Annotated in this window: 6 protein-coding genes; 5 read left to right on the top strand and 1 reads right to left on the bottom strand. The window is 71.5% G+C overall.

Annotation, left to right across the window (positions count from 1 at the left end; genetic code table 11):
* Window positions 1-74 precede the first annotated feature (74 nt).
* Window positions 75-2,732, bottom strand: a complete 2,658-nt coding sequence (gene glgP / locus DVK44_RS25065) for an alpha-glucan family phosphorylase (RefSeq protein WP_114662095.1) — start codon at window positions 2,730-2,732, stop codon at window positions 75-77.
* Window positions 2,733-3,317: 585 nt separating this feature from the next.
* Here glgP and DVK44_RS25060 point away from each other — a divergent pair.
* The 5 genes from DVK44_RS25060 (at window position 3,318) to DVK44_RS25040 (ending at window position 13,236) form a co-directional block, all read left to right on the top strand.
* Window positions 3,318-5,315 (top strand): alpha-1,4-glucan--maltose-1-phosphate maltosyltransferase, encoded by a 1,998-nt coding sequence (locus tag DVK44_RS25060; protein ID WP_114665424.1) that lies wholly within the window; start codon window positions 3,318-3,320, stop codon window positions 5,313-5,315.
* Window positions 5,312-7,054, top strand: a complete 1,743-nt coding sequence (treS, locus tag DVK44_RS25055) for a maltose alpha-D-glucosyltransferase (RefSeq protein WP_114662093.1) — start codon at window positions 5,312-5,314, stop codon at window positions 7,052-7,054. The genes DVK44_RS25060 and treS overlap by 4 nt, the downstream gene beginning before the upstream one ends.
* A gap of 325 nt (window positions 7,055-7,379) precedes the next feature.
* Window positions 7,380-8,981 carry a maltokinase N-terminal cap-like domain-containing protein gene (locus tag DVK44_RS25050; RefSeq protein ID WP_162794044.1) on the top strand — a complete coding sequence of 534 codons (1,602 nt, stop codon included), beginning with the start codon at window positions 7,380-7,382 and terminating at the stop codon, window positions 8,979-8,981.
* 431 nt (window positions 8,982-9,412) lie between these two features.
* Window positions 9,413-11,596: a 1,4-alpha-glucan branching enzyme gene (gene glgB / locus DVK44_RS25045; protein ID WP_114665423.1), complete on the top strand. Its 2,184-nt coding sequence runs from the start codon at window positions 9,413-9,415 to the stop codon at window positions 11,594-11,596.
* 230 nt (window positions 11,597-11,826) lie between these two features.
* Window positions 11,827-13,236 (top strand): hypothetical protein, encoded by a 1,410-nt coding sequence (locus tag DVK44_RS25040; protein ID WP_162794042.1) that lies wholly within the window; start codon window positions 11,827-11,829, stop codon window positions 13,234-13,236.
* Window positions 13,237-13,271 lie beyond the last annotated feature (35 nt).

The following is a 13,271-nucleotide window of genomic DNA, read 5'->3' as shown; positions in this document are numbered from 1 at the left end:
CGCCCGGGCCGGGGCCGGTCCGTACGTACGCGCGGGGCCGGTCCCTGGCGTACGTACGGACCGGCCCCGCGCGCTCAGCGCATCAGCACCCCCGCGCCCTCCCCCGTCGCCTCCGTCGGCAGCGCCACCAGCCCCAGGTCCGCGCTGGTGGCCAGCAGCGGATGGGCGGGCAGGACACGGACGGTGTAGCCGTACGGGCCCGTACGGTCGAGGGCGAGCGGGCCCTCGTACACCCAGCGGCCGTCCAGATCCGGGCCGGCCGCGGGCTTGAGCGGGAAGGTCCGGGCCTCCGCGATCGTGTCGTCGTCGCCGACCCGGCCCGCGACGGCCTGCACCTCCACGTCCTCCGGGCGGAGTTCGCCCAGGGCGACGCTCACCCGCAGGGAGAGCGTGGAGCCCAGCTCCGCGCCGCTGCCCGCCCCGCCCTCGCCGCCCGCACCGCTGGCCGCGACCGCCTCCACATGGTCGACCGAGACATACGGCCACAGGGTGCGCGTGCGGTACTTCCACGCCGCCAGCTCCGTCGCCGTGGCGCCGTCGAGGGCGCGGTGGGCATCGGCCGCGGGCGCGTACAGCCGGGTCACGTACTCCCGGACCATCCGGTCAGCGAGCACCTTCGGCCCCAGCTCGGTCAGGGTGCGGCGGACCATCGCGATCCAGCGCCCGGGCAGCCCGCCCGGCTCGCCCCGGTCGTAGAAACGCGGCGCGATCCGGTCCTCCAGGAGTTCGTAGAGGGCGTTCGCCTCCAGGTCGTCGCGGCGGTCCTCGTCGGCGTACGCGCCGTCGGCCGTCGGGATGGCCCAGCCGAAGTCCGGGTCGAACCACTCGTCCCACCAGCCGTCCAGCACCGACAGGTTGAGACAGCCGTTCAGCGCGGCCTTCATCCCGCTCGTGCCGCACGCCTCCAGCGGGCGCAGCGGGTTGTTGAGCCAGACGTCGCAGCCGGGGTAGAGGTTCTGCGCCATCCCCATCCCGTAGTCGGGCAGGAAGACGATGCGGTGCCGGACGCGCGGATCGTCGGCGAACCGCACCAGCTCGCGCACCAGCCGCTTGCCGCCGTCGTCCGCCGGGTGGGCCTTGCCCGCGACGACGATCTGGACCGGCCGTTCGGGGTGGAGCAGCAGATTCGTCAGCCGCTCGCGGTCGCGCAGCATGAGGGTGAGGCGCTTGTACGAGGGGACGCGGCGGGCGAAGCCGATGGTGAGGACGTCGGGGTCGAGGACGCCGTCGATCCAGCCGAGTTCGGCGGCCTCGGCGCCGCGTCCGAGCCAGGAGGCGTGCAGCCGGGTCCGTACCTCACCGACGAGCCGTTCGCGCAGGGTGCGCCGGACGTCCCAGAGGGCGGCGTCGGGGATCTCGCCGGCCGGGCCGAGCCGGGTGACCTCGGGCGCGGTCCAGGTCGGCGCGTGCACCCCGTTGGTGATGGAGGTGAGGGGCACTTCCGCCGGGTCGAAGTGGGGCCAGAGCCCGGCGAACATCTCGCGGCTGACGGCGCCGTGCAGGGTGGAGACGCCGTTGGCGCGCTGGGCGAGCCGCAGACCCATGACGGCCATGTTGAACAGGTGCGGCTCGCCGCCGGGGTAGGTCTCCAGGCCGAGGCCGAGGACGCGTTCGGCGGCGACGCCGGGGAGTTCGCCGTCGTCGCCGAAGTGGCGGGCGATCAGCTCGCGGTCGAAGCGGTCGATACCGGCGGGCACGGGCGTGTGGGTGGTGAAGACCGTACCGGCGCGGACGGCTTCCAGCGCGGCTTCGAAACCGAGCCCGCCGCCGCCCTCCTCGCCGCCCTTGCCCGGATCACCCGCCATCAGCTCCCGGATCCGCTCCAGGCCGAGGAAGCCGGCGTGCCCCTCGTTGGTGTGGAACACCTCGGGCGCCGGGTGGCCGGTGAGCCGGCAGTACGCCCGGACGGCCCGGACGCCGCCGATGCCCAGCAGCATTTCCTGGAGCAGCCGGTGTTCGCTGCCGCCGCCGTAGAGCCGGTCGGTGATCCCGCGCTCGCCGGGGCCGTTCTCCTCGACGTCCGAGTCGAGCAGCAGCAGCGGTACGCGGCCCACCCGCGCCTGCCAGACGGCGGCGCGCAGCGAGCGGTGGCCGGGCAGGGTGAGGGCGACCCGGACGGGGGTGCCGTCGGCCTCGCGGAGCGGGGTCAGGGGCAGTTCGTCGGGGTCGAGGACCGGGTACTGCTCCTGCTGCCAGCCGTCGCGGGAGAGCGACTGGCGGAAGTAGCCGTGCCGGTAGAGCAGTCCGACGCCGATGAGCGGCACGCCGAGGTCGCTGGCGGCCTTGAGGTGGTCCCCGGCGAGGATGCCGAGGCCGCCGGAGTACTGCGGCAGGGCCGCCGTCACCCCGAACTCCGGCGAGAAGTAGCCGATGGCGGCGGGCAGCGCGGCGCCGCCCCCCTCGGCGCCCGGGCCCGCGCCGCCGCCTCCGCCGTCCTGGTCCTGGTACCAGCGGTCACCGCGCAGGTAGGTGTCGAGATCGGCGGCGGCGGCGTTGAGCCGGTCGAGGAAGGGCTGGTCCCGGGCCAGCTCGTCGAGGCGCGCCGCGGACACCGACCCGAGCAGCCGTACGGGATCGGCACCGGCCCCCCGCCGGCCGGCCGGGTCGACGGCCTCGAAGAGTTCTCGGGTCTCGGTGTGCCAGGACCAGCGCAGATTCCGGGCGAGGTCGCTGAGCGGTTGGAGTGGTTCGGGCAGGACGGGGCGGACGGTGAACCGACGGATTGCCTTCACGTGTTCCACCTTCGCAGGGGGCGTGCGAGCCGGGGGACGGGCGAGCCGGGGGACGCACGACGCTGTGCGCCCCGCCGTCGCTTTCGACGGTAGCCCCACCGTGCCCTCTGCGACCACGGCGCACTCGCGCACTCACCCGTGCGCCTCCGCGCCCCGCCCGGGGCGTCGCATTTCGTGTCCGTGTTTCGGATGAGGCGCGCCGGGGGCCTGTCCGTACGCCCCAGTAGTTAACAATCCGCCGGATTGCTCACCCAAGAGGAGTGGGAAGGCTCCTGCGGTACGCACGGCCCGGACGCCCGGCCGGCACGCACGGGGCGTACTTACCGCACACGAGCGCGTCTCCACACGATTCCAGCGCTATTCGAGTGAACGCGGACAGGAGCGGCCATGCTCGCAGCCTCCCAGTCGTCCATCGAGCAGCTACAAAGAACTTTCAAACCGTCAAAATTCAGCCAAACCTCTCATTCCCACCCCGTCGTATCCAATCCGTCCGAACCATCCGCTCTATCCGCTCCACCCGCTCCATCCGCTCCACCCGCCCTGCCTGTCACGCCCGCACAGCACTCAGGTGATCCCGTGAAACCGCTGATTGGCCGTATCCCCGTCCTGGACGTACGCCCGCTCGTCGACTGCGGCAGACGCCCCGCGAAGGCGGTGAGCGGTGAGTCCTTCCAGGTCACCGCGACCGTCTTCCGCGAGGGCCATGACGCCGTCGCGGCCAATGTCGTCCTCCTGGACCCCGGTGGCCGCCCCGGCCCCTGGACCCCGATGACCGAACTCGCCCCCGGCAGCGACCGCTGGGGCGCCGAGGTCACCCCGACCGAGGAAGGCCGCTGGTCCTACACCGTCGAGGCGTGGAGCGACCCCGTCGCCACCTGGCGCCACGCCGCCACCGTCAAGATTCCGGCGGGTGACGACCCGAAGGACATCGCGCTCGTCCTCGCCGAGGGCGCCGCGCTGTACGACCGGGCCGCCGCCGGGGTGCCGAAGCGGGACGGGCGGGAGACCGTCCTGGCCGCCGCCGACACCCTGCGCGACACCGCGCTGCCCGCGCGGGCGCGGCTGGAAGCGGCGCTCGCGCCGGAGGTCGACGCGGTGCTCGCGCGCCATCCGCTGCGCGATCTGGTCACCGCCTCCCGCCCGGCGCCGCTGCTGGTGGAGCGCCGGCGCGCGCTGTACGGCTCGTGGTACGAGCTGTTCCCGCGCTCCGAGGGCGCGGTGGTCGGAAAGGGCGTGCCACCGGTCGGCGGCACGTTCCGGACGGCCGCCGAACGGCTGCCCGCGGTGGCCGCGATGGGCTTCGACGTGGTGTATCTGCCGCCCATCCACCCCATCGGCACCACCCACCGCAAGGGTGCCAACAACAGCCTGACCGCCGGGCCCGACGATGTCGGTGTGCCCTGGGCGATCGGCTCGGCCGACGGCGGCCATGACGCGGTCCACCCCGCGCTGGGCACGATCGAGGACTTCGACCACTTCGTCGAGACGGCCCGCACCCTGCGGATGGAGATCGCGCTCGACTTCGCGCTCCAGTGCTCGCCGGACCACCCGTGGGTCGCCAAGCACCCCGAGTGGTTCCACCACCGCGCGGACGGCTCGATCGCGTACGCCGAGAACCCGCCGAAGAAGTACCAGGACATCGTCCCGATCGCCTTCGACAGCGATCTGCGCGGTCTGGTCCGGGAGACCGTACGGGTGCTGCGGTACTGGATGGGGCACGGCGTACGGATCTTCCGCGTCGACAATCCGCATACGAAACCGGTCCTCTTCTGGGAGAAGGTGATCGCGAACATCAACCGGACCGATCCCGATGTGATCTTCCTGGCCGAGGCGTTCACCCGCCCGGCGATGATGCGCACACTCGCCGCGGTCGGCTTCCAGCAGTCGTATACGTACTTCACCTGGCGGAACGGCAAGGGGGAGCTGACGGAGTACCTGACGGAGCTGTCCGGGGAGTCCGCCGCGACGATGCGGCCGAACTTCTTCGTCAACACGCCCGACATCCTGCACTCCTACCTCCAGAACGGCGGCCGTCCGGCGTTCGAGGTCAGAGCCGTACTCGCCGCGACCATGTCCCCGTCATGGGGCGTGTACGCGGGATATGAACTCTGCGAGAACTCCCCCGCCAAACCGGGCAGCGAGGAGTACCTTGACTCGGAGAAGTATCAGCTGAGGCCCCGGGACTGGGAAGCGGCCGAGCGTGAGGGCCGTACGATCGCCCCCCTGATCACCACGCTGAACCGGATCAGACGGCGGCACCCGGCCCTCCAGCAGCTGCGTGACATCCACTTCCACCACGCCGACAACGACGCGGTCATCGCGTACAGCAAGAGGTCGGGCACGGACATCGTTCTGGTGGTCGTCAACCTCGACCCTCACCACACCCAGGAGGCGACGGTCTCGTTGGACATGGAGCGGCTCGGCCTCTCCCGGCACGAGACCGTTCCGGTACGCGACGAGCTGACCGGCCAGACCTATCACTGGGGCAGCTCCACCTATGTGCGACTGGAGCCGGGCGTCACGCCCGCGCACATCGTGGTGCTGCGACCGTCCCCGCCGATCGGAGGGTCACCCACATCATGATCGTCAACGAGCCCGTCCACGACACATTCGAGGACACCCCGGTCAAGGACCGCCATCCCGACTGGTTCAAGCGAGCCGTCTTCTACGAGGTCCTGGTGCGTTCGTTCCAGGACAGCAACGGCGACGGAATCGGCGACCTCAAGGGAATCACCGCCAAGCTGGACTATCTCCAGTGGCTCGGTGTCGACTGTCTCTGGCTGCCGCCCTTCTTCAAGTCGCCGCTGCGCGACGGCGGCTACGACGTCTCCGACTACACGGCCGTCCTCCCGGAATTCGGTGATCTCGCCGATTTCGTGGAGTTCGTCGACGCCACGCACCAGCGCGGTATGCGTGTGGTCATCGACTTCGTCATGAACCACACGAGCGATCAGCACGAGTGGTTCCAGGAGTCCAGAAAGGACCCCGAGGGCCCGTACGGCGACTACTACGTCTGGGCCGACGACGACAAGCAGTACCAGGACGCCCGGATCATCTTCGTCGACACGGAGACGTCCAACTGGACCTTCGACCCGGTGCGCAAGCAGTACTACTGGCACCGGTTCTTCTCCCACCAGCCGGATCTCAACTACGAGAACCCGAAGGTGCAGGAGGAGATCATCTCCGCGCTGCGGTTCTGGCTCGACCTGGGCATCGACGGCTTCCGGCTGGACGCCGTGCCGTATCTGTACCAGCGGGAGAACACCAACTGCGAGAACCTGCCGGCCACCCACGCGTTCCTCAAGCGGGTCCGCGCGGAGATCGACGCGCACTACCCGGACACGGTGCTGCTCGCCGAGGCCAACCAGTGGCCGGAGGACGTCGTCGACTACTTCGGCGACTTCCAGAAGGGCGGCGACGAATGCCATATGGCGTTCCACTTCCCGGTGATGCCGCGCATCTTCATGGCGGTACGGCGCGAATCGCGCTATCCGGTGTCGGAAATCCTGGCGAAGACCCCGGCGATCCCGACCGGCTGCCAGTGGGGAATCTTCCTGCGCAACCATGACGAGCTGACCCTCGAAATGGTCACGGACGAAGAACGCGACTACATGTACGCGGAGTACGCGAAAGACCCGCGGATGCGCGCCAATATCGGCATCCGGCGGCGGCTGGCCCCCCTGCTGGACAACGACCGCAACCAGATCGAGCTGTTCACCGCGCTGCTGCTGTCGCTGCCCGGCTCCCCGATCCTCTACTACGGGGACGAGATCGGGATGGGCGACAACATCTGGCTGGGCGACCGGGACGCCGTACGGACCCCGATGCAGTGGACGCCCGACCGGAACGCGGGCTTCTCGTCCAGCGACCCGGGCCGGCTCTATCTGCCGACGATCATGGACCCGGTCTACGGGTACCAGGTCACCAATGTGGAGGCGGCGATGGCGTCGCCGTCCTCGCTGCTGCACTGGACACGCCGGATGATCGAGATCCGGAAGCAGAACCCGGCCTTCGGGCTCGGCTCGTACACCGAGCTGCCGTCGTCGAACCCGGCGGTGCTGGCGTTCCTGCGCGAGGCGCCCTCGGAGCAGGGGGACGGCGATGACCTGGTGCTCTGCGTCCACAACTTCTCGCGGTTCGCGCAGCCCACGGAGCTGGACCTGAAGTCGTTCAGCGGGCGGCATCCGGTGGAGCTGATCGGCGGGGTGCGGTTCCCGGCCATCGGTGAGTGGCCGTATCTGCTGACGCTCGCGGGTCACGGCTTCTACTGGTTCCGGCTGCGGAAGGACGGTACTCCGGTCACACCGGTCACACCGGCCTGATCCGGCGGTAACACGGGTCTGGTTCGATGGATACCGCGGCCTGATCCGGTGGGTGCCGCGGCCCGGTCCGACGGTCCCCGCGGCCCGGCCCGGTGGTCCCGTGCGTGGCGGTTTCTTCCGCTTCGCACGGGGCACGCTCCTCTGCACATCCCGTTCGATTCCACATCCAGTTCGATCGATTCGATCAAATTCGTATCAGGTTCGTACGGAATCGATCCGTACGGATCATCCTCACCCGACACGTCCCGCACAGCCGGACAGCCATTGCCGCAATCCGGGACACTCTGCGCATCCTGTGGTGTGCCCGGGGAAAGGACGCGATGCCATGTCGAAGGCTGCATCCACCCGGATTACCCCGCGCCTTCTCAACGCTTCGCCCGCTGAGGTGCCCGCCGTGTCGCCCGCCCCGCCGTCCGCCGACGCGCGCACGCTGGTCGGCTCGCTCGCGCCGCTGCTCCACGACTGGCTGCCGCGCAGGCGCTGGTTCGCGGGCAAGGGCCGCCCGATCACCGGGTTCGTACCGGTGGCGGTCACGGAGCTGCTGCCGATGGCCGCGGGTGGTCCGGGGCTGCTGCATCTGCTCGTACGGGTCGAACAGCGCGGCGGACCGGGGTCCGCGCCATCGATCCCCACCTCCGCCGTCCCCCCGGGCGCGGCCTCGTCGCCACCCGGTGGGACGACGGCCGGTGACTGCTATCAACTGCTGATCGGCGTCAGGGCGTCGCTGCCGCCCCAGCTGGCCCCCGCGCTGATCGGCCGCGTGGACCGGGGACCGCTGGCCGGCCACACCGTGTACGAGGGCCTGCACGATCCCCTGCTGGCCGAACTCCTGCTGGAACGGCTGCGGACGCCCGGCGTGCCCGGGCCGCTGCGCTTCGAACGGACGGACCCGATCCCGGCCGGACTCACCGGGCGGCTGCTCGACGCGGAGCAGTCGAACACGTCGCTGGTGTACGGGGACGGGACGGCCGGGGGCGCGGGTGACGGGGGTGGCAGCTCCGGGGGCGACGGCTCCGGGGGTGACGGCTCCGGGGGTGACGGCTCCGGGGGTGACGCGTACATCCTGAAGATCCTGCGCCGGGTCTTCCCCGGCCCGCATCCGGATCTGGAACTGCCGCTCGCGCTGGCCGCCGAGGGCTGCGGGCGGGTGCCCGCGCCGGTCGGCTGGTTCGAGGCGGCCGACCCGGCGGGCGGCGGCGACACACTGACGCTCGGTGTGCTCCAGCCGTATCTGCGCGGTTCGCGGGACGGCTGGCAACTGGCGCTCAGCGCGCTCACGCACGGCGGGGAGTTCACCGCGGAGGCCCGCGCGCTCGGCCGGGCCACCGCCGAGGTGCACACCGCGCTGGCCCGCGCGCTGCCCACCGTCACCCTCGGCCGGCGGCAGTCGGGGCTGGTCGCCACCGGCATGCACGAGCGGCTGACGGCGGCGGCGCAGGCGGTGCCCGCGCTCCGGCCGTATGTCCCCGGGCTGCGCGCCGCCTTCGACGCGCTCGCCGGGCCGGCCGAGGCCGGCCGCGGGCGGCTCGCGCAGCGGGTCCACGGCGATCTGCATCTGGGGCAGACACTGCGGACCCCGGACGGCCGCTGGTCGGTCATCGACTTCGAGGGCGAGCCGGCCCGGCCGCTCGCGGAGCGGCGCCGTCCGCAGCCACCGGTCCGCGATGTCGCGGGCATGCTGCGCTCCTTCGACTACGCGGCCCGCTCGCACGAACCGTGGCGCCCGGACTGGGCGGCGCGCTGCCGGGCCGCCTACTGCGAGGGCTACGCGGCGGCCTCCGGCACCGACCCGCGCGCGGAACCGGAGCTGCTGCGCGCGTACGAGACCGACAAGGCGGTGTACGAGGTCCTGTACGAGGCCAGGCACCGCCCCGACTGGCTCCCCGTCCCGATGGCGGCGATCCGCAGACTGGCCGCGGGCGCCTGACCCGGAACGCCGGCCGCCCCTCCCCGCCCCCGTAACCGAATCCACCCACACTCCCTTGCGGCTCCAACTCCCGCACTCCTCTTGCCCCTCCATGCCCCTCCATGCCCCGTGACCCCCTGTGACCCCTGCCGAGGAGGCCCACCCCCGTGAGCGCCCGCACGCCGTCCGACCGCCCGCCCCAGCCGGAGAGCCCCGCCGCCGCCCGGTCCGTGCCGGCGCCCGCCACCTCACCGAAGGCGCGGAAGAAACCCGCGCGCGCCGCCGCCAAACGGGGACAGTCCAAGGCGCAGACACCGACGACTCCCCGCCCGCGCGCGAAGCCGGCCGCCGTTACCGCCACCACCGCTGCCACGGACACCGCATCCGCCACCACCGCCGTATCCCCGGCGACGCGGACCGCGCCGCCGCTCGACGGGGGTGACCGGGAGCGGCTGCTCGCCGGCGCGCACCACGATCCACACGGGCTGCTGGGGGCGCATCCGGTGGCGGACGGCTCGGGTGCCTGCGCCGGGGTGCTGTTCCGCGCGCTGCGCCCGTACGCCCGCGCCGTCACAGTCGTCGTCGACGGCGCGGGAACGGCGCTCGACGACGACGGGGACGGGCTCTTCTCCGGGGTGCTGCCGCTGGCCCGCGTACCGGAGTACACGCTGCTCGTGCGGTACGGGGACACCGCCGAGAACCCCGACGAGCTGGAGATCCAGGACCCGTACCGCTTCCTGCCCGCGCTCGGCGATCTCGATCTGCATCTGATCGGCGAGGGCCGGCACGAGGAGCTGTGGCAGGCGCTGGGCGCGCGGGTCATGACACACCAGGGGGTGACCGGCACCCGCTTCACGGTCTGGGCGCCCAACGCCCGGGGCGTACGGGTCACCGGGGACTTCACCTACTGGGACGGCACGAGCCTGCCGATGCGGTCGCTCGGCTCCACCGGTGTGTGGGAGCTGTTCGTGCCGGGGATCGGTGACGGCGCGCTGTACAAGTTCGACATCGCGCGGGCCGACGGCACCCACACCGTGCGCGCCGACCCGATGGCCCGGCGTACGGAGGTACCGCCCGCGACGGCGTCCGTCGTGACCGAGTCGCGCTACGAGTGGGGCGACGCGCGGTGGCTGGCGCACCGCGGTGACCGGCCGGTGCACGAGGCGCCGTTCTCCGTCTACGAGGTCCATCTCGGCTCCTGGCGACCGGGACTGACGTACCGTCAACTGGCGGCCCAACTCCCCGCGTACGTGAAGGATCTGGGTTTCACGCATGTCGAGCTGATGCCGGTCGCCGAGCATCCCTTCGGGGGGTCCTGGGGCTATCAGGTCACCGGCTTCTACGCGCCGACCTCCCGGATGGGCACACCGGACGACTTCCGCTTCCTGGTGGACGCGCTGCACCGGGCGGGGATCGGGGTGATCGTCGACTGGGTGCCCGCACACTTCCCGAAGGACGAGTGGGCGCTGGCGCGGTTCGACGGCAGACCGCTGTACGAGCCCGAGGACCCGCGCCGGGCCGAGCACCCGGACTGGGGCACGCTGGAGTTCGACTACGGCCGTACGGAAGTGCGCAACTTCCTTGTGGCGAACGCCGTTTACTGGTGCGAGGAGTTCCATGTCGACGGGCTGCGGGTTGACGCGGTCGCCTCGATGCTCTACCTCGACTACTCGCGCGAGGAGGGCCAGTGGTCGCCCAACGAGCGCGGTGGCCGGGAGAATCTGGACGCGGTCGCCTTCCTCCAGGAGATGAACGCGACCGTCTACCGCCGCTGCCCGGGGGTGGTGACGATCGCCGAGGAGTCCACCGCGTGGAACGGTGTCACGCGCGCCACCCACCATGTGGGGCCCGACGGTTTCGGCGGGCTGGGCTTCGGGCTGAAGTGGAACATGGGGTGGATGCACGACTCGCTGGAGTACATGGCCAAGGAGCCGGTGCACCGCAAGTACCACCACGGCGAGATGACGTTCTCCATGGTGTACGCGTACAGCGAGAACTACGTCCTGCCCATCTCGCACGACGAGGTGGTGCACGGCAAGCGCGCGCTGGTCTCCAAGATGCCCGGCGACTGGTGGCAGCAGCGCGCCGACGAACGCGCCTATCTGGGCTTCATGTGGGCCCACCCCGGCAAGCAACTCCTCTTCATGGGGCAGGAGTTCGCCCAGGGCGCCGAGTGGTCCGAGGGCCACGGCCCGGACTGGTGGCTGCTCGACCCCTCGTACGCGGCGGAGAGCGACCACCGGGGCGTACGGGACCTGGTCCGCGATCTGAACAGGGCGTACGGCGCGACGCCCGCGCTCTGGGAGCGCGACACCGTGCCGGAGGGGTTCGCCTGGGTCGACGGGGACGCGGGCGAGGACAACGTCTTCGCGTTCCTGCGCTTCGACGCGACGGGCTCGCCGCTGCTGGCGGTCTCCCACTTCTCGCCGGTGGTCCGCGAGGGCTACCGGCTGGGCGTACCCGAGGAGTTCGGCGCCTGGACGGAGATCCTCAACACCGACGCCACCCGCTACGGCGGCAGTGGCGTGACCAACCCGGACCCCGTGAAGCCCGACCCGGTGTCCGCCCACGGCCGCCCGGTCTCGCTCCAGCTGACCCTGCCACCCCTGGCGACGCTGTGGCTCCGCCCGGCGTGACGGTCTGACGACGTATCGCGGGAGCCCCGCCGGAGCGGATCCGGCGGGGCTAGTTAGTTCGGGGCGGTCTGAGCCCGGTCGCCGCCGCGTTCCGGCTCAGCGGCGCGCACTACCGCCCGTGTGGCTCCCGGGCCATGATGATCGTCGTCAGGTACACGATCATCAACGGGGAGTCACTTTTGAAGCCGCACCGGCCACACCACGCGTTCCGGAACGGACGGGGATCCCGGATGCCCCGGATATCCCGTCTGCTCACCCCGCTTCTCGCCGTGTCCGCCCTCCTCGCCGCCGGGGCGGGCCCCGCGTACGCCGGTGACGAGGACACCGACCGGATCTGGATCGACGCGCCGTACGAGCTGTCGCTGCCGGGGCCCGCGGCCGACGGCACCGTGCCGGCGAAGACACTGAACATCGGCGTCTACCACGACAACGAGCGGGTCGAGGTGCCCGGAGGCACGCTCACCGTCGATGTCACGGATCTGGCGGCCGTCGCCGACATCACCTGGCCCGCCAACTGCGCCGAGAAAGTCAGCGGAACGGGCGGGGACCGCAAGGTCGTCGGTGAGTGCGCGTTCGCCGAGACCCCGCTGACCCCGACGGTCCCGGCGGCCCGGGTCACCCTGCGCGCCAGGGCGGGCGCGGCCAACGGGACGGCCGGGACCGTCAACTACACGGCCCGGGCAGGCGAGTTCAGCACCTCCTGGGCGGAGACCACTGTCACCGTGGTCGACGGTCCCGAGCTGGGCGTCGGCCAGCTGCGGGAGCGTACGGGGCTGGTGGCGGGCGCGGACATCGAGCTGCCGCTCGTCGTGACCAACCACGGCAACAAGCCCACGGGCCGCACCCTGCTGTGGCTGTACGCGTCCAAGGGACTGGACTTCGCCACCCGGTACGGCAACTGCGAGTACGCCGACAGCTCCCCCACCGGCGATTCGGTCGCCGGACGCGCGGTGTGCGTACTGGACGAGCCGCTGGCCGCAGGCGGGGTGTACGCGCTCGACGCCGGACGGCTGACCTCCAAGAGCTTCATGATGTACGACCGCTTCGACTACTGGGTGGAGCCGTACTCCGCCGAGGCGCTGGCGGAGGCGCGCGCGATGTGGACGTTCGTCCGGGGCACCGGAGCCCCGCTCGCCGCCCGCGCGCTCCCGGGACAGACGCCCGGCGCCGAGACACCGAGCGCATACGGCTCGGCGTCCCTCAAGGCCGTCAACACCGCCGATCTGCGGCTGACCGGCAGCGCGGTGTCCGGCGCCGCCGGTGAGACCGTCACCGCGTCCGTCACGGTGACGAACGACGGCCCGGCGTGGATCTCCTCGCTGTACGCGGGCGAGCCCATGACCGTCGTCGTGAACATCCCCGAGGGCGCGACCGTCACCCAGAAGCCCGACAGCTGCTCCGCGCAGAACGCGGCCGGCGAGTGGCAGCGCCCGCAGCTCGGGGCGCCCCGCTACGCCTGCGCCACGCCCACGTACCTGGACAACAGCGGCAGCCTGAGCTTCTCCTTCTCGCTCCGGATCGACCGGGTCGTGCCGGGCGCCACGGGGAGCGCGGTCACGCTCAACGAGAACCCCGATCTGCGGATCAGCGCCTTCGATCCCGATCTGAGCAACAACGAGACCGCCATCGTCGTCAACTGAGGCGCGCGTCGGACGGTGGGCTCCGGCAGGTGGTG

This window comes from Streptomyces paludis, assembly GCF_003344965.1.
GTDB lineage: Bacteria > Actinomycetota > Actinomycetes > Streptomycetales > Streptomycetaceae > Streptomyces > Streptomyces paludis.
Note: the sequence above shows the minus strand (reverse complement) of the source record. Positions and strands in the feature narration are given on the sequence as shown.

Excerpts from the sequence above, each read along its gene's own strand:
- DVK44_RS25040 (WP_162794042.1), top strand. The coding sequence starts at position 11,827 with ATGCCCCGGATATCCCGTCTGCTCACCCCGCTTCTCGCCGTGTCCGCC.
- treS (WP_114662093.1), top strand. The coding sequence starts at position 5,312 with ATGATCGTCAACGAGCCCGTCCACGACACATTCGAGGACACCCCGGTC.
- DVK44_RS25050 (WP_162794044.1), top strand. The coding sequence starts at position 7,380 with ATGTCGAAGGCTGCATCCACCCGGATTACCCCGCGCCTTCTCAACGCT.